Here is a 16,158-nt window from a genome sequence, read left to right as displayed (position 1 = left end):
AACGAGGATGAAAGAAACGATATGGGAGTTGCTAATGCACGCTTGCACTACACAAGAGAAATACCACAGGGCATCCGAGATGCAGTCAGTATCCCTATTCTTATCTTTATGCCGTAAAACTTATACTTTGCGCTTCTTGGGAGGACGACAACCATTGTGTGGCAATGGCGTAACGTCGATAATCTCTGTTACCTCGATCCCGGCACCATGGATAGTACGAATAGCCGATTCACGACCATTACCCGGCCCCTTTACATACACCTTAACGCGACGGAGACCAAGATCATAAGCCACTTTGGCACAATCTTGAGCTGCCATCTGAGCTGCATAGGGAGTGTTCTTCTTAGAACTTCTGAACCCCATCTTACCAGCACTAGACCAGCTGATAACCTGCCCCTCGTTGTTGGTGATAGACACAATGATGTTGTTGAAAGAAGAGTGGATGTGTGCCTGACCGGTAGCCTCTACCTTTACCACCCTCTTCTTGGCTGTTACTTTCTTTGCCATATCTTATCTATGATAATCGCCTTATTACTTAGTAGCCTTCTTCTTGTTTGCAACGGTCTTCTTCTTACCCTTGCGTGTACGGGCATTGTTTTTGGTGCTTTGCCCTCTTACAGGAAGACCAGCACGATGACGAATACCACGATAGCAACCAATATCCATTAGACGCTTGATATTGAGCTGAACTTCGCTGCGGAGGTCTCCCTCTACCTTAAACTCAGAACCAATAATCTCACGGATTTGGGCAGCTTGGTCGTCTGACCAATCTTTTACCTTGATGTTTCTGTCGATACCCGCCTTATCAAGGATGTAAGCGGCTCGGCTGCGGCCTATACCAAAAATATAGGTCAAGGCAATTTCACCTCTCTTGTTTTGCGGCAAGTCAACGCCGACAATTCTTATAGCCATAGTCTATATTTGTATTATTCTTTGGTTGCGGATCACCCTTGGCGTTGCTTAAACTTAGGGTTCTTTTTGTTGATCACGTACAGACGCCCCTTGCGACGTACTATTTGACAATCGGGCGTACGCTTCTTTAAAGATGCTCTTACTTTCATATCTCTTGAAGTCTCTATTTACTTATAACGATAACTGATACGCCCCTTAGTTAGATCGTAGGGCGACATTTCTACTTTTACCTTATCTCCGGGGAGAATACGGATGAAGTGCATACGCATCTTCCCCGAGATATGAGCCGTAATAACGTGCCCATTCTGCAATTCGACCTTAAACATGGCGTTGGAGAGGGCCTCCAAAATTACGCCATCTTGCTCTATCGCTGTTTGTTTTGCCATATTAAAACTCTCGATCTCCCAAAACCTCTTTTATAAAATCAAATGAAGAAAGAATCTGCGCCTTCCCCTGTACGATAGCAATGCAGTGCTCAAAATGAGCAGAAGGCTTTCCGTCTCTCGTACGTACCGTCCAACCATCATCTTCGAATACTACATTCTTGCTTCCCATATTGATCATGGGCTCGATGCAGATACACATACCATTGCGCAACAATGCGCCCGTGCCTCGGCGTCCATAATTGGGCACCTCGGGAGACTCGTGCATGTCATGACCAATGCCATGCCCCACAAGCTCTCTCACAACGCCATAACCAAGGCTTTCTGTATATCGCTGTACAGCCTCGCCAATATGCCCTACTCGATTACCGGCTACCGCCTGCTCTATACCCTTGTAAAGAGAGGTCTTTGTAGCCACAAGTAGAGCGCGCTTCTCCTCCGAGATCTCCCCTACAGCAAATGTATAGGCGGAGTCTCCGGTGAAGCCATTGAGCTTGGTACCACAATCCACAGAGATGATATCTCCTTCTTGCAGGAGCACATCAGCACGGGGGATACCATGCACTACATGATCGTTTATCGAAGTACAAATACTCCCAGGGAAACCTCCGTATCCTAGGAAGGCCGGCGTTGCTCCGTTGTCGCAAATAAAGTCGTGCGCTACCTTATCTAGTTGCAAGGTAGATACACCCGGAGCAATATGCTTAGCAACCTCAGCCAAGGTGCGACCAACCAATTGATTGGCCGCCCTCATGAGGCTAATTTCTTCTTCTGTTTTGAGAGTAATCATTCTCTAAATTAATATGCCGAAACGCTCCCCGAACGCCCTTTGATTCGACCACTCTTGAGCAAACCGTCATAGTGACGCATCAAGAGGTGGCTCTCCAATTGCTGCAACGTATCAAGCACTACACCCACAAGGATGAGCAACGAAGTTCCCCCAAAGAATTGAGCAAAACCTGCGCTAATACCAAGCAACTCAGCAAAAGCAGGAAGGATGGCAACAATGGCAAGGAAGAATGCCCCGGGGAGGGTAATTCTATCCATGATCGTGTCAATGTAGTCACGAGTCTGCTTGCCAGGCTTTATCCCTGGGATAAAACCATTATTGCGCTTGAGGTCTTCTGCCATCTGCGTTGGGTTAATAGTAATTGCAGTATAGAAGTAGGTAAAGAGCAAGATCAAGACGGCAAACGTAAAGTTGTACCAGAAGCTTGTGTTATCCGTAAAGGCACGCACAAAGGCACTTCCCTCTCCTACTCGAGCCATGTTCATCACAGAGATAGGGATAAACATGATAGCCTGAGCAAAGATGATAGGCATTACGTTCGCAGCATTCACCTTAAGAGGAATATACTGACGAGCGCCTCCAAATTGTTTGTTACCTACAATGCGCTTTGCATATTGTACAGGCACCTTGCGAGTACCTTGTACCAATAGGATAGCACCTGCAGAAACAAAAAGGAGGAAAACAATCTCGGCCAAAAAAGCAACCATACCGCCGGCAGCACTATTCAAACGGAATAGGAACTCCGCAGATAGAGCTTGAGGCAAACGTGCGATAATACCTACAAGGATGATGAATGAAATACCATTACCAATACCCTTGTCTGTAATGCGCTCTCCCAGCCAAAGCACGAACATACTACCACCGGCAAGGATGATTGTAGCATATGCTTGGAACCAGAATCCGGCAGGGAGTTGAGCCCCCGTTGCGGCAAGTTGCGAACTAAGGTTCATGAGGTAAGCAGGAGCCTGAAGCAACAAGATTAAGACCGTAAGGTAACGTGTCCACTGGTTTATCTTACGACGTCCACTCTCTCCCTCACGCTGCAATTTCTGCATAGAAGGGATAATGATGGCAGCAAGCTGCATTACAATCGATGCGGATATATAGGGCATGATACCCAACGCAAAGATTGAAGCATGCGAGAATGCTCCACCAGAGAACATATCCACTAGAGCCAATAGACCACCCTCAGTCTGAGTCCGGAGTGCGCTCAATGCTTCGGGATCGATCCCAGGGATCACCACAAAGGATCCTAAGCGGTAAATAACCACATACAATATGGTGACAAGAAGCTTCTTGCGAAGATCCTCAATCTTCCATATGTTCTTCAATGTCTCTACTAACCTCATAAAGTTTACAGTTTTACAGCAGAACCGCCAGCAGCCGTGATAGCTTCTTCTGCCTTCTTAGAGAAAGCATCAGCTTCTACAGTAAGAGCGGCACGCACTTCTCCACATCCAAGGATCTTAACCAAATCCTTAGCAGAAGCATAACCTGTCTCTACAAGTAGCTCCTTGTTGATGGTAGTGCAACCCAGCTTGTCTGCGAGATCTTGTACCACTTCCAAGTTTACCGGACGATATTCTACACGATTGATATTCTTGAATCCGAACTTCGGGAGACGACGCTGTATAGGCATCTGACCTCCTTCGAAGCCGACCTTATGCTTATAGCCAGAGCGCGATTTAGCCCCCTTATGACCGCGAGTAGAGGTACCGCCAAGCCCCGAACCGGGACCGCGACCAATACGTTTGCGAGCATGAACAGAACCAGCAGCTGGCTTCAAACTAGACAAATTCATAGTTCTCTATTCTCTTATGCTTATTACTCTACTACTTCCACCAAATGGCTAACCTTGGCGACCATACCCCTAATCTGAGGAGTATCTTCATGCTCTACGACCTGATTGAGCTTCTTAAGCCCAAGGGCATCAAGGGTTAGCTTTTGGTTCTTGGGGCGACGGATACGACTCCGTACTTGTTTGATTTTGATTGTAGACATAGTCTATCTTCTCCTTTCCTATTAACCTCTAAAAACCTTTTCTACTGAGATGCCACGAGACTTAGCAACCATAAGGGGATCTCTAAGTTCAGCAAGAGCTGCGATAGTAGCCTTTACAAGGTTGTGTGCATTAGACGAGCCTTGGCTCTTTGCAAGAACGTCGGTAATACCTACACTCTCCAATACGGCACGCATAGCACCTCCGGCTACCACTCCGGTACCTTGAGATGCAGGACGAATAAGGACACGAGCGCCTCCAAAAGCCGCTTTCTGTTCGTGAGGGATAGTCCCCTTGTGAACAGGTACACGGATGAGGTTCTTCTTTGCAGCTTCTACACCTTTTGCAATAGCAGTGCTTACTTCACCTGCCTTGCCGAGCCCTAGTCCGATAACGCCATCTTGATTACCAACCACAACGATAGCGGCAAAAGTGAAGGTACGCCCCCCCTTAGTCACCTTAGTTACGCGGTTGATATCCACCAAGCGATCGGTTAGCTCTAAGTCGTTGGTAGACTTTACTCTATTGAATGCTGTTGCCATTGTTCCTTAAAATTTAAGACCACCATTGCGAGCGGCATCTGCCAACTCTTTGATACGACCATGATAGAGATAACCATTGCGATCGAATACTACAGATTCAACGCCGGCTTCCTTGGCACGCTGAGCGATAAGCTCACCCACCTTGGCGGCAATCTCCTTTTTAGCTCCGGCAGCCTCGATAGCGAGAGAAGAAGCACTAGCAAGAGTGCGACCTTCTACATCGTCGATAAGCTGAGCATAGATCTGTTTATTACTACGGAATACCGTAAGACGAGGACGCTGCTTAGTACCACTAATCTTACCACGCACACTCGTCTTGATACGAAGTCTTCTAAGTTCTTTTCTTGTCATGATAATCTAGAGTTACTTGCTGGCTGTTTTACCCGACTTACGACGAATAATCTCGCCTTCAAACTTAATACCCTTACCCTTATAAGGCTCTGGCTTACGGAATGAACGAATCTTAGAACATACCTGCCCGAGAAGTTGCTTATCGCAAGACTCGAGATAGATAAAAGGATTCTTGTTACGTTCACTCTTCGTTTCCACCTTTATCTCAGCGGGAAGCATAAAGAAGATAGGGTGCGTAAAACCAAGAGAGAGCTCAAGGAGCTGACCTTGATTAGAAGCACGATAACCTACCCCTACGAGTTCCAAAGTCTTCTTAAAGCCTTCGGATACCCCTACAATCATATTGTTGACGAGTGAACGATAAAGCCCGTGAAGAGCTCGATCTTCCTTATCGTCAGTTGCACGAGAGAGCTTTACTTCACCCTCTTCGATAGATACACTAATACGAGGATCTACATACTGCGTAAGCTCGCCTTTGGGGCCCTTTACGGTTACTTTATTATCAGCAAGAGTAACTGTAACGCCTTTAGGTAGTGCTATGGGCAATTTTCCTATTCTTGACATAACCTGTTTCTCCTGAAGATTAATAGATGTAACACAATACTTCGCCACCTACCTTGAGGTCGCGAGCTTCTTTGTCAGTCATCACACCCTTAGACGTAGACAGAATGGCAATACCAAGGCCATTGAGTACGCGAGGGAGATCACGATAACCTACATAACGACGAAGACCGGGACGTGATACACGCTTTAGTGCCTTGATGGCATTGGTCTTCTGAGCAAGGTCATACTTAAGAGCGACCTTGATAATAGCACGACACTCATCTACATCCTCAAACTTGTAGTTTAGGATGTAACCTTTGTCGAAGAGAACCTTCGTAATCTCCTGCTTGAGGCGAGAAGAAGGGATCTCTACAACACGATGTCCTGCGCTGATTGCGTTGCGCAATCTTGTCAGATAATCTGCAATAGGATCAGTCATATATATTCTGAATTAAATTGATCTGGCTACCCAGACAATATTTAAATACTCTTTCTTTCCAAAGGACCTTACCAGCTGGCCTTCTTTACACCGGGGATAAGACCCTTAGATGCCATTTCGCGGAACTGAATACGCGAAATACCAAACTGGCGCATATACCCTTTGGGACGCCCTGTCATGCTGCAACGATTGTGCAAACGTACAGGAGAAGCGTTGCGAGGAATTGCTTGGAGTGCTTCGTAGTCGCCCTCTTTCTTGAGCTGAGCGCGCTTCGCAGCATACTTTGCAACCATTCTTTGGCGCTTAACCTCACGGGCTTTCATCGATTCTTTTGCCATAACTCTTCTTACTTAGCAGTGCTCTTAAAGGGAAGACCAAACTCTTTGAGAAGTTCGAAACCTTCCTCATCAGTTTCCGCAGTGGTTACAAAGGTAATATTCATCCCCAATATTTTGGTAATCGTATCAATATTTATTTCGGGGAAGATGATCTGCTCATCAATACCAAGGGTATAATTACCACGACCATCAAGCTTGCTATTGATACCTTTGAAATCTCGGATACGAGGCAAAACGACACGCACGAGACGCTCTAGGAACTCATACATACGATCACGACGAAGAGTAACCATAACTCCGATAGGCATCTTGCGACGCAACTTGAAGTTTGAGATATCCTTCTTCGAATAGGTAGGTACGGCCTTTTGCCCTGTAATAGCAGAAAGCTCTTCAATTGCAACATCAATGATCTTCTTATCACCCGTAGCAATACCCAAACCTTGATTGATCACAATCTTAGAAAGCTTTGGCACCTGCATGATGCTAGAGTAACCAAAGTGCTTCATCAACTCGGGAGCAATGCGCTCCTTATATTCAGTCTTAAGACTCGTTGTATTGGCGCTCATTACTTAATCTCCTCTCCTGACTTCTTAGCGTAACGAATACTCTTGTTATTGGCATCCTTCTTACGACCAACGCGAGTAGCTTTCCCAGACTTGGGATCTACAAGATTGACGTTAGAGATGTGAATGGGTCCTTCTTCTTCGATGATACCGCCTTGAGGATTCTTTGCATTGGGCTTCGTATGCTTCTTGATCATATTAAGCCCTTCTACAATAACACGATTCTTTTCGGCCAACACCTTAAGGACGCGACCCGTACGACCACGATATTCGCCGGAATTGACAAATACGTTGTCGCCCTTCTTTATATTCAACTTGCTCATAAATTCAAACTGGTTTTAGAGCACTTCGGGTGCTAGTGAAACAACCTTCATATTAACGGCACGAAGCTCACGAGCAACGGGACCGAAAATACGAGTACCACGGAGATCCCCGGAAGCAGAAAGGAGCACACAGGCATTGTCGCTGAAACGAATGTAGGAACCATCGGCACGACGAATTTCCTTTTTCGTACGAACAATGAGAGCCTTAGATACGGCACCCTTCTTTACATCACTCGAAGGCACAACGCTCTTTACCGAGACAACGATAATATCGCCCACTGAAGCATAGCGACGACGAGTACCGCCAAGTACACGGATACAAAGTACCTCACGAGCACCACTATTATCAGCGACTTTGAGTCTTGATTCTTGCTGTATCATAGTCTATTACTTCGCTCTTTCGATGATTTCTGTTAGTCTCCAACGTTTAAGGCGACTCAAAGGACGAGTCTCCATAATACGTACCTTATCGCCCACATTGCATTCATTCTTTTCATCGTGGGCATAGAGTTTCTTTGTCTTATTTACAAACTTGCCATAGATGGGATGCTTTTCCTTCCAGCGGATAGCAACCGTGATGGATTTCTCCATCTTGTTGCTAGTCACAATCCCGACACGTTCTTTTCTATGATTTCTCATCATTCTTGTGAAGTCTCTTATTATTGATTTTCTACACGGCGCATAGCCAGTACCATCTCGAGACGAGCGATCGTTTGGCGCTGAGCGCGAAGCGATGCAGGATTCTCAAGAGGAGAAACAGAATGATTGATGCGGTCAAGGTCGTAGCTCTTGCGAAGAACTTCAAGCTTTTCCACTATTTCGGGAGTTGTTAGCTCCTTAATCTCAGACATTTTCATAGGTTCTCTCTCTTACTGATTACGCATTTTCTTTCGTAGCATCGAAGTCTCGACGCACAACAAACTTAGTAGTAACGGGAAGTTTCTGAGCTGCAAGGCGCAATGCTTCCTTAGCAATCTCGTAAGAAACACCCTCTACCTCAAAGATCATACGACCTGGGGTAACAGGTGCTACGAAACCTTCGGGATTACCTTTCCCCTTACCCATTCGCACTTCGGCAGGCTTACTGGTAATAGGCTTATCGGGGAAGATACGAACCCAAACCTGACCTTGACGCTGCATGTAACGAGTAACGGCGATACGCGCAGCCTCTATCTGAGCCCCTGTGATCCATTTGGTCTGGAGAGACTTGATACCGAAGGAACCGAAAGCGAGCTGATTGCCACGCTGGGCATTCCCCTTCATGCGACCCTTCTGCTGCCTTCTAAACTTTGTTTTCTTTGGCTGTAACATAATTACTTTCCTTCTTTTCTTTAGCGGTTAGGTTTACGATTGTTGCGACGGCGACGATCGTTGCGACCGAAGGAATCTTGACGGCGTTGGTTGTTCTGAGAGGCTTGTTGGAAGTTAGGCGCCAAATCACGCTTCTCATAAACTTCTCCCTTCATGATCCAAACCTTTACACCGATCATACCCACCTTCGTGAGAGCTTCCTCGTGCGCATAGTCAATATCGGCACGCAATGTGTGAAGAGGAGTACGCCCCTCCTTAAACATTTCGCTGCGAGCCATTTCTGCACCATTGAGACGACCAGAGAGGTGCACCTTGATACCTTCGGCTCCCGAACGCATCGCAGATGCGATAGCCATCTTAACGGCACGACGATAAGCAACGTTACCTTCGAGCTGACGTGCTATACTAGAGGCTACAAGAGAAGAATCGAGCTCAGGACGACGGATTTCGTAGATATAAATCTGTACTTCCTTCTTCGTGAGTTTCTTGAGTTCTTCCTTGAGCTTATCTACTTCTTGACCGCCCTTACCAATAATAAGACCTGGACGAGCAGTGCAAATCGTAACTGTTACGAGGTGAAGAGCACGCTCAATAACAATACGAGAAATACCGGCCTTGGCGTGACGTGCATTGAGATATTTGCGGATACGGCTATCCTCTAGAAGAGTTGGACCGTAATTCTTTCCACCATACCAATTTGAATCCCAGCCACGGATATAACCTAGACGGTTGCTTATAGGATTAATCTTCTGTCCCATCCTGCTTCTGTTTATTAGCGTTATTAAGCGAACTTACATAAAGGGTCACATGGTTGCTGCGCTTACGAATGCGATAACCGCGCCCCTGAGGAGCCGGACGAAGACGTTTAAGCGTTGCACCTCCATCGACAAAAACGCGAGAGATATAAAGCTCTCCCTCCTCGGTCTTGCGACCATTCACCTGCTCCCAATTGGCAATAGCAGACTGGAGAAGCTTCAAAAGACGAGTAGCAGAAGCTTTGCGTGAAGAAAAACGAAGGATACCCAATGCTCGGGTTACCTCCATACCTCGTATATTGTCTACCACCAAACGCATCTTGCGAGGAGATGTCGGCACATTGTTTAGCTTCGCAAAGCAATCGATTGTACCGTCGGTGGCCATAGTTTTATTCTTATCACTCATTGTACTTTGTATTGTGTCTACAACTTGGACCAATTACACTCTCTTACTTACGATTACCAGAGTGACCTCTAAAGGTACGTGTAAGAGCAAATTCGCCCAACTTATGACCTACCATATTTTCCGTAATATACACGGGAATAAACTTATTCCCATTGTGTACGGCAATCGTATGCCCTACAAAGTCGGGGGAGATCATAGAAGCACGAGACCAAGTCTTGATCACGGACTTCTTGCCGGACTCATTCATTTCGAGTACCTTCTTCTCCAACTTTACACTGATAAAGGGACCTTTCTTTAGCGAACGACTCATATTATCTTGTTCTTATCAGAGTTACTTTTTCTTGCGTCTTTCTATAATGTACTTAGAAGAGTGCTTCTTAGGAGCTCTCGTCTTAAGACCCTTAGCATAAAGACCCGTACGTGAGCGAGGATGGCCCCCAGAGGCACGTCCTTCACCACCACCCATGGGGTGATCTACAGGGTTCATTACGACACCACGGTTGCGAGGACGGCGTCCAAGCCAGCGAGAGCGACCAGCCTTACCCGACTTTTCGAGAGCGTGGTCACTATTCCCTACGCTACCAACCGTAGCCTTACACATAGAAAGCACACGACGAGTTTCGCCAGAAGGCATACGCAACACGACGTACTTATCTTCACGTGCAACAAGCTGTGCAAATGTTCCTGCCGAACGGGCGAACTTAGCACCCTGACCGGGACGCAACTCAACGTTGTGCACCACGGTACCAACAGGGATCATCGACAAGGGAAGCGAGTTCCCTACTTCGGGAGCTACATTCTCTCCCGAGATCACAGTTTGACCAACTTCTATACCATCAGGAGCGAGGATATAAGCCTTTGCCCCATCGGCATAGTAAAGAAGGGCAATACGAGACGAACGATTAGGATCGTACTCGATACTCTTCACCGTGGCGGGAATGCCATCCTTGGTTCTCTTGAAGTCGATAAAACGGAATTTCTGCTTGTGACCACCACCGATGTAACGCATGGTCATCTTACCCGTATTGTTACGACCGCCGGTCTTACGCTTACCTTCTACAAGGGATTTTTCTGGTGTGCTGGCTGTGATCTTGTCAAACGCACCAATAATCTTGTGTCTCTGCCCAGGAGTTGTGGGCTTGAGTTTTCTAATTCCCATTACTCAATCAAATATTACTGAAGAAGTCAATAGACTGCCCCTTTTCAAGAGTTACAATTGCCTTTTTGTAGGCAGCTGCACGACCGCTAATAATACCACCTTTGGTATAGCGAGTCTTGAGCTTTGGAGTAACCTTGATAGTGTTGACATCTACCACCTTCACATTGTACATCTTCTCAACAGCGTTCTTGATCTCGATTTTATTTGCCTTAGGAGAAACACGGAAAGCGCAACGCTCGGGTTGCTTGTCCGTGATCGCTGTCATCTTCTCCGAAATAACAGGCTTGATAATAATACTCATTGTACTCTCCTAGTTTAAGCCTTAAACATTTCGTTGGCTGTAGCAATAGCCTCTTCCGTAAACACGAGCTGAGTAGCATCCAACACGCTGTACGTATTAAGAGATACTGCGTTAGCTATGCGAGCACTAGGCACGTTACGAGCCGAGAGGTACACGTTGGCAGGGATATTGTTCATTACGAACAAAGTCTTCTTGCCGGCAAGACCAAGTGCAGATGTGAGTGCTACAAAATCTTTTGTCTTAGGAGCTGCAAAGTCAAAAGCCTCTACAACCTTAATCTCCTGAGCTTGCGCTTTGTAGGAGAGAGCAGAGCGACGTGCAAGGCGTACGAGCTTCTTGTTTAACTTAAAGCTATAGCTGCGAGGACGAGGCCCGAACACACGAGCTCCTCCCACGAGAAGAGGAGAGTTAATGTCCCCACGACGTGCTCCGCCACCGCCCTTCTGGCGACCGAGCTTACGAGTAGAGCCACTCATTTCACTACGCTCTTTCGATTTGTGCGTACCTTGACGCTGATTGGCGCGATAAAGCTTTACAGCAAGATAGATAGCGTGGTCATTGGGCTCGATACCAAATACGGCATCGTCCAAAACAACCTTGCGCCCTGTATCTTCGCCCTTTACGTTATATACAGATACTTCCATACTTTAGATCTCCACTGCTACAATTGAACCTTTGTGCCCGGGAATGCTACCCTTGATGAGCAACAAGTTGTGCTCGGGCATTACCTTAATTACTTCGAGGTTCTGAACCGTTACGCGTTCGTTACCCGTCTGACCAGCCATGCGAGTACCCTTGAAGACCTTTGCAGGGTAAGAACAAGCACCTACAGAACCGGGAGCACGTAGACGATTGTGCTGACCATGAGTAGACTGACCTACACCGCCAAAGCCGTGACGACCAACTACCCCTTGGAAACCCTTACCTTTAGAAGTACCTATTACATCCACATAGACTACATTCTCAAAGATGTCGACCTTGATAGTGTCGCCCAACTTGTAGTCTCCAGAGAATCCTTTGAACTCGGCCAAGTGTCTCATAGGGGCTACTCCTGCCTTTTTGAAGTGACCCATGAGAGGCTTTGTTGCATGCTTTTCAGTAGTTTCTTGGAAACCGAGCTGAAGAGCATCGTAGCCATCATGTTCACTTGTCTTGACCTGAGTAACCACACAAGGACCCAATTCGATAACAGTGCATGGCGTATTTACACCATCGGCACTGAAAACGGAAGTCATTCCGATTTTCTTTCCTAATAATCCTGGCATTTCTTGTGTTATTTACTACGTTTATAACTTGACATTAATCTCAACCCCACTGGAGACTTCGAGCTTTGTAAGAGCATCTACAGTCTGCTTAGAGGCATTATAAATGTCTATAAGTCTCTTGTACGACGATAGTTCGAACTGCTCGCGAGATTTCTTATTCACGAACGTAGAACGATTCACCGTAAAGATACGCTTGTGCGTAGGCAGGGGGATAGGACCACATACCATAGCACCGGTAGCCTTTACTGCCTTTACGATCTTCTCGGCACTCTTGTCGAGGAGCATATGATCGTAAGACTTAAGCTTGATTCTAATCTTCTGACTCATCTTTTTATATAGAGCTTATTACTTAATCAAATCTACACGACCATCAACTTCGGTAAGCACTTGCTTAGCAATTGACGAAGAAACTTCTGCATAATGCGAGAAGGTCATCGTACTAGTAGCACGACCTGAAGAGATCGTACGCAAAGCAGTTACATAACCAAACATCTCAGAGAGGGGCACATCTGCCTTTACGATACGTGCTCCAGTGCGGCTAGTTTCCATACCGCCTACTTGACCACGACGCTTGTTCAAGTCGCCAATAACATCACCCATGTTCTCTTCGGGAGTAACTACTTCAAGCTTCATGATAGGCTCAAGCAAGACAGGACCAGCCTGTGCAGAAGCATTCTTGAATGCTTGGATGGCAGCAACTTCGAACGAAAGTTGGTCTGAATCCACGGGGTGGAACGAACCATCCACGAGAGTTACCTTAAGACGATCGAGAGGATAGCCTGCCAACACACCATTCTTCATAGCACGTTGGAACCCCTTCTGAACAGAGGGGATAAATTCCTTAGGCACGTTACCACCCTTCACTTCGTCTACGAACTGAAGATCGCCTTCGAAGTCGTCATCGGCAGGCTCTACGCGTACGATAATATCGGCGAACTTACCACGCCCCCCGGTCTGCTTCTTGTACACTTCGCGAAGTTGAACAGGCTTTGTAATAGCTTCTTTGTAAGAAACTTGAGGACGACCTTGGTTACACTCAACCTTAAACTCACGCTTAAGACGGTCGATAATGATCTCGAGGTGAAGCTCACCCATACCGCTAATTACGGTCTGACCCGTTTCTTCGTTCGTCTGAACGCGGAACGTAGGATCTTCTTCTGCAAGCTTAGCAAGACCAACTCCGAGACGATCCAAGTCCTTTTGAGTCTTAGGCTCTATGGCGATACCGATCACGGGATCGGGGAAGTCGATAGCCTCAAGAGTCATAGGAGCGTTTTCGTCACAGATTGTATCTCCAGTACGGATATCCTTGAAACCTACACCGGCACCGATATCACCACAGCCGATCACCTCCATGGGATTCTGGCTATTAGAGTGCATCTGGAAGAGACGAGAGATCCGTTCCTTCTTACCCGTACGTGAGTTGTAGATATAGCTACCAGCTGTAAGAGAACCCGAATAAACGCGGAAGAAGCAGAGACGACCTACATAGGGGTCGGTTGCAATCTTAAATGCGAGAGCACAAAGAGGCTCATCGGGAGAAGTCTTGCGTGTAACGACTTGATCCGGATCATCAACAGCCGTACCCGTAACCTCAGGGGTGTCGATAGGGCTGGGGAGGTATGCACAAACAGCATCAAGAAGTGTTTGTACTCCCTTATTCTTGAAAGAAGAACCACAGAGCATGGGGAAAATCTTCATTGAGAGCGTACCCTTACGGATAGCAGCACGAATCTCATCTTCTGTGATAGTAGAGGGATCGTCGAAGTATTTTTCCATGAGTGCATCGTCACACTCTGCGAGCTTTTCAAGCATTTTGTCGCGCCATTCTTCAGCTTCGGCCTGAAGCTCAGCGGGGATGTCCAACACATCATAGTCAGCCCCCATCGTTTCATCGTGCCAAAGGATAGCTTTCATACGAACGAGGTCCACTACACCCTTGAAGGTTTCTTCAGCCCCTACGGGGATCTGGATAGGACAAGGATTAGCACCAAGAACCGTCTGCATTTGGTTGTAAACTTCGAAGAAGTTAGCACCAGAGCGGTCCATCTTATTTACGTATGCAATACGAGGAACATTGTACTTGTCAGCCTGACGCCATACAGTTTCACTCTGAGGCTCAACACCACCTACAGCACAAAATGCAGCTACGGCACCATCGAGAATACGAAGAGAACGCTCTACCTCAACGGTAAAGTCAACGTGTCCCGGGGTGTCAATAAGATTGATTTTGTAGCGATTGCCGTTGTATTTCCAAAAAGTAGTAGTAGCAGCACTCGTGATCGTAATTCCTCGCTCCTGCTCCTGCTCCATCCAGTCCATGGTAGCTGCACCATCGTGCACCTCACCAATCTTGTGCGTAAGACCGGTATAGAAGAGAATACGTTCTGAAGTCGTAGTCTTACCGGCATCGATGTGCGCCATGATGCCGATATTGCGAGTTAATTCGAGATGTTTTTCGTTTGCCATGATGCGTTATGTATTAGAAACGGAAATGGGCAAACGCACGGTTGGCTTCTGCCATACGGTGCATATCTTCTTTACGTTTGAACGCAGCACCTTGATTGTTGTAAGCATCAACAATCTCTGCAGCAAGCTTATCTGCCATAGTCTTACCACCACGCTTACGAGCGTAGATGATGAGATTTTTCATTGATATAGATTCCTTGCGTTCAGGACGGATCTCCGTAGGCACTTGGAAGGTTGCCCCACCAATACGACGGCTCTTCACCTCTACTTGAGGGGTGATGTTATCCAATGCAGCTCTCCAAATCTCAAGCGAAGACTTTTCTTCATTCGCGAGCTTACCCTTTACGATCTCAAGGGCGTTGTAGAAGATGCTATAGGCAAGGTTCTTCTTGCCATCATACATCAAGTGATTGACAAACTTAGTCACTTGACGATCACCAAATACAGGATCAGGAAGCACCTGACGCTTCTTAGGCTTTGCTTTTCTCATTGTTGTCTAAAATTCGTTCGAATCGAATTGGTTGTCGGTAATTTACGTCTTCAACGCCCACGCAAGGGCATTTACTCAACCTATCTCTAAGGATAGCCTATCCAATTGAACCCGAAACTGGTTCTTTTTTTCTTCTTTCTCTAAGCCACTCTTTGGCTTAAAACAACTGTAGAACAGGAAAGGAGGACGAGAGATCTTCGAGGCGGGGTGGTTTTCTTTGGAAACCCCTACACTCTTGCGTCTCTCCAAAAACAAAGGGAATTACTTCTTTGCAGCAGCCTTAGGACGCTTAGCCCCATACTTACTACGACGCTGGAGACGGCCATTAACGCCGGCAGCATCAAGAGTTCCACGTACGATGTGATAACGCACCCCTGGCAAGTCCTTTACACGACCACCGCGAACAAGCACGATGCTGTGCTCTTGGAGGTTATGACCTTCTCCTGGGATGTACGCATTGACTTCCTTACCATTAGTAAGACGCACACGTGCCACCTTACGCATAGCCGAGTTAGGCTTCTTAGGCGTAGTGGTGTACACACGTACACAAACCCCACGGCGTTGCGGACAAGCCCCCAAAGCAGGCGACTTACCAACTTCGTTGAATGATTCCCTTCCTTTTCTAACTAACTGTTGAATCGTAGGCATTTCTTATTTCATTTATTAATCAATCTACTTATGTAGTTGCCACCGTATAATTATACGTATAGCGCGGCAAAGGTAATAAGAAATTCTCACCTGACAAAAGTTTCCTCCCTATTTCTCAAAATAATAGAATCCAAGTTAGCAGGAGAGTCCAGGGAGTGTGGGGCAAAAGTC

General features: G+C 46.6%; 30 protein-coding genes. All 30 read right to left on the bottom strand.

All coding sequences use genetic code 11. The annotated features are described in order from the left end of the window. Window positions 1-120: 120 nt before the first annotated feature. The 30 genes from rpsK to rpsL all read right to left on the bottom strand — a co-directional run bounded on the left by rpsK (window position 121) and on the right by rpsL (window position 15,987). Window positions 121-507 (bottom strand): 30S ribosomal protein S11, encoded by a 387-nt coding sequence (gene rpsK / locus Q0090_RS07115; protein ID WP_004333829.1) that lies wholly within the window; start codon window positions 505-507, stop codon window positions 121-123. A 24-nt stretch (window positions 508-531) separates the two neighbouring features. Continuing rightward, a complete protein-coding gene (gene rpsM, locus Q0090_RS07110; protein WP_004333525.1) occupies window positions 532-912 on the bottom strand; it encodes a 30S ribosomal protein S13 in 381 nt (126 codons plus the stop codon). A gap of 32 nt (window positions 913-944) precedes the next feature. Next, window positions 945-1,061 carry a type B 50S ribosomal protein L36 gene (ykgO, locus tag Q0090_RS07105; protein WP_004333565.1) on the bottom strand — a complete coding sequence of 39 codons (117 nt, stop codon included), beginning with the start codon at window positions 1,059-1,061 and terminating at the stop codon, window positions 945-947. An 18-nt stretch (window positions 1,062-1,079) separates the two neighbouring features. Beyond that, window positions 1,080-1,298, bottom strand: coding sequence for a translation initiation factor IF-1 (infA, locus tag Q0090_RS07100; RefSeq protein WP_004333810.1), 219 nt, complete (start codon window positions 1,296-1,298; stop codon window positions 1,080-1,082). A 1-nt stretch (window position 1,299) separates the two neighbouring features. Then, window positions 1,300-2,085, bottom strand: a complete 786-nt coding sequence (map, locus tag Q0090_RS07095) for a type I methionyl aminopeptidase (protein WP_297949164.1) — start codon at window positions 2,083-2,085, stop codon at window positions 1,300-1,302. Window positions 2,086-2,093: 8 nt separating this feature from the next. Then, entirely contained in the window at window positions 2,094-3,434 is a 1,341-nt protein-coding gene (secY, locus tag Q0090_RS07090; RefSeq protein ID WP_297949162.1) for a preprotein translocase subunit SecY, read from the bottom strand. Between the two features lie 5 nt (window positions 3,435-3,439). Next, complete coding sequence (gene rplO, locus Q0090_RS07085) at window positions 3,440-3,886, bottom strand: 50S ribosomal protein L15 (RefSeq protein ID WP_297949160.1); 447 nt, start codon at window positions 3,884-3,886, stop codon at window positions 3,440-3,442. Between the two features lie 23 nt (window positions 3,887-3,909). Next, a complete protein-coding gene (gene rpmD, locus Q0090_RS07080; protein WP_004333535.1) occupies window positions 3,910-4,086 on the bottom strand; it encodes a 50S ribosomal protein L30 in 177 nt (58 codons plus the stop codon). A gap of 21 nt (window positions 4,087-4,107) precedes the next feature. Next, window positions 4,108-4,626 (bottom strand): 30S ribosomal protein S5, encoded by a 519-nt coding sequence (gene rpsE / locus Q0090_RS07075; protein ID WP_004333653.1) that lies wholly within the window; start codon window positions 4,624-4,626, stop codon window positions 4,108-4,110. A gap of 6 nt (window positions 4,627-4,632) precedes the next feature. Then, window positions 4,633-4,977: a 50S ribosomal protein L18 gene (gene rplR / locus Q0090_RS07070; protein ID WP_297949157.1), complete on the bottom strand. Its 345-nt coding sequence runs from the start codon at window positions 4,975-4,977 to the stop codon at window positions 4,633-4,635. 12 nt (window positions 4,978-4,989) lie between these two features. Next, window positions 4,990-5,541, bottom strand: coding sequence for a 50S ribosomal protein L6 (gene rplF, locus Q0090_RS07065; RefSeq protein ID WP_297949155.1), 552 nt, complete (start codon window positions 5,539-5,541; stop codon window positions 4,990-4,992). Window positions 5,542-5,560: 19 nt separating this feature from the next. Then, the gene (rpsH, locus tag Q0090_RS07060) at window positions 5,561-5,959 is read right to left on the bottom strand and encodes a 30S ribosomal protein S8 (protein WP_004333663.1); all 399 of its coding nucleotides are present in this window, start codon (window positions 5,957-5,959) and stop codon (window positions 5,561-5,563) included. Between the two features lie 68 nt (window positions 5,960-6,027). Further along, window positions 6,028-6,297, bottom strand: a complete 270-nt coding sequence (gene rpsN, locus Q0090_RS07055; RefSeq protein WP_004333502.1) for a 30S ribosomal protein S14 — start codon at window positions 6,295-6,297, stop codon at window positions 6,028-6,030. Window positions 6,298-6,305: 8 nt separating this feature from the next. Then, window positions 6,306-6,863 (bottom strand): 50S ribosomal protein L5, encoded by a 558-nt coding sequence (gene rplE, locus Q0090_RS07050; RefSeq protein WP_004333655.1) that lies wholly within the window; start codon window positions 6,861-6,863, stop codon window positions 6,306-6,308. Further along, entirely contained in the window at window positions 6,863-7,183 is a 321-nt protein-coding gene (gene rplX, locus Q0090_RS07045) for a 50S ribosomal protein L24 (protein WP_004333623.1), read from the bottom strand. The genes rplE and rplX overlap by 1 nt, the downstream gene beginning before the upstream one ends. Window positions 7,184-7,198: 15 nt before the next feature. Continuing rightward, window positions 7,199-7,564, bottom strand: a complete 366-nt coding sequence (gene rplN, locus Q0090_RS07040) for a 50S ribosomal protein L14 (RefSeq protein WP_004333691.1) — start codon at window positions 7,562-7,564, stop codon at window positions 7,199-7,201. Window positions 7,565-7,570: 6 nt separating this feature from the next. After that, entirely contained in the window at window positions 7,571-7,825 is a 255-nt protein-coding gene (gene rpsQ / locus Q0090_RS07035; RefSeq protein ID WP_004333615.1) for a 30S ribosomal protein S17, read from the bottom strand. Between the two features lie 17 nt (window positions 7,826-7,842). After that, entirely contained in the window at window positions 7,843-8,040 is a 198-nt protein-coding gene (rpmC, locus tag Q0090_RS07030) for a 50S ribosomal protein L29 (protein ID WP_297949149.1), read from the bottom strand. 19 nt (window positions 8,041-8,059) lie between these two features. Continuing rightward, window positions 8,060-8,494: a 50S ribosomal protein L16 gene (rplP, locus tag Q0090_RS07025; RefSeq protein ID WP_004333770.1), complete on the bottom strand. Its 435-nt coding sequence runs from the start codon at window positions 8,492-8,494 to the stop codon at window positions 8,060-8,062. Window positions 8,495-8,514: 20 nt separating this feature from the next. Continuing rightward, window positions 8,515-9,252 carry a 30S ribosomal protein S3 gene (gene rpsC, locus Q0090_RS07020; protein WP_004333616.1) on the bottom strand — a complete coding sequence of 246 codons (738 nt, stop codon included), beginning with the start codon at window positions 9,250-9,252 and terminating at the stop codon, window positions 8,515-8,517. Then, on the bottom strand, window positions 9,236-9,655 hold the full coding sequence (gene rplV, locus Q0090_RS07015) for a 50S ribosomal protein L22 (RefSeq protein WP_297949146.1): 420 nt from the start codon (window positions 9,653-9,655) through the stop codon (window positions 9,236-9,238). The genes rpsC and rplV overlap by 17 nt, the downstream gene beginning before the upstream one ends. A 43-nt stretch (window positions 9,656-9,698) precedes the next feature. Continuing rightward, a complete protein-coding gene (rpsS, locus tag Q0090_RS07010; RefSeq protein WP_004333700.1) occupies window positions 9,699-9,965 on the bottom strand; it encodes a 30S ribosomal protein S19 in 267 nt (88 codons plus the stop codon). 21 nt (window positions 9,966-9,986) lie between these two features. Next, window positions 9,987-10,814 (bottom strand): 50S ribosomal protein L2, encoded by an 828-nt coding sequence (gene rplB / locus Q0090_RS07005; protein WP_004333537.1) that lies wholly within the window; start codon window positions 10,812-10,814, stop codon window positions 9,987-9,989. Window positions 10,815-10,821: 7 nt separating this feature from the next. After that, a complete protein-coding gene (gene rplW, locus Q0090_RS07000; protein WP_004333657.1) occupies window positions 10,822-11,115 on the bottom strand; it encodes a 50S ribosomal protein L23 in 294 nt (97 codons plus the stop codon). Window positions 11,116-11,129: 14 nt separating this feature from the next. Continuing rightward, a complete protein-coding gene (rplD, locus tag Q0090_RS06995; protein WP_004333510.1) occupies window positions 11,130-11,759 on the bottom strand; it encodes a 50S ribosomal protein L4 in 630 nt (209 codons plus the stop codon). 3 nt (window positions 11,760-11,762) lie between these two features. Next, complete coding sequence (gene rplC / locus Q0090_RS06990) at window positions 11,763-12,380, bottom strand: 50S ribosomal protein L3 (RefSeq protein WP_297949143.1); 618 nt, start codon at window positions 12,378-12,380, stop codon at window positions 11,763-11,765. 21 nt (window positions 12,381-12,401) lie between these two features. Then, window positions 12,402-12,707, bottom strand: coding sequence for a 30S ribosomal protein S10 (gene rpsJ, locus Q0090_RS06985; RefSeq protein ID WP_004333583.1), 306 nt, complete (start codon window positions 12,705-12,707; stop codon window positions 12,402-12,404). 18 nt (window positions 12,708-12,725) lie between these two features. Next, window positions 12,726-14,852 (bottom strand): elongation factor G, encoded by a 2,127-nt coding sequence (gene fusA / locus Q0090_RS06980; RefSeq protein ID WP_297949411.1) that lies wholly within the window; start codon window positions 14,850-14,852, stop codon window positions 12,726-12,728. A gap of 10 nt (window positions 14,853-14,862) precedes the next feature. Further along, window positions 14,863-15,339, bottom strand: a complete 477-nt coding sequence (gene rpsG / locus Q0090_RS06975; RefSeq protein ID WP_276773313.1) for a 30S ribosomal protein S7 — start codon at window positions 15,337-15,339, stop codon at window positions 14,863-14,865. A gap of 261 nt (window positions 15,340-15,600) precedes the next feature. Continuing rightward, window positions 15,601-15,987 carry a 30S ribosomal protein S12 gene (gene rpsL, locus Q0090_RS06970; RefSeq protein ID WP_004333797.1) on the bottom strand — a complete coding sequence of 129 codons (387 nt, stop codon included), beginning with the start codon at window positions 15,985-15,987 and terminating at the stop codon, window positions 15,601-15,603. Between the last annotated feature and the right edge of the window lie 171 nt (window positions 15,988-16,158).

The organism is uncultured Porphyromonas sp., assembly GCF_938023125.1.
GTDB lineage: Bacteria > Bacteroidota > Bacteroidia > Bacteroidales > Porphyromonadaceae > Porphyromonas.
Note: the sequence above shows the minus strand (reverse complement) of the source record. Positions and strands in the feature narration are given on the sequence as shown.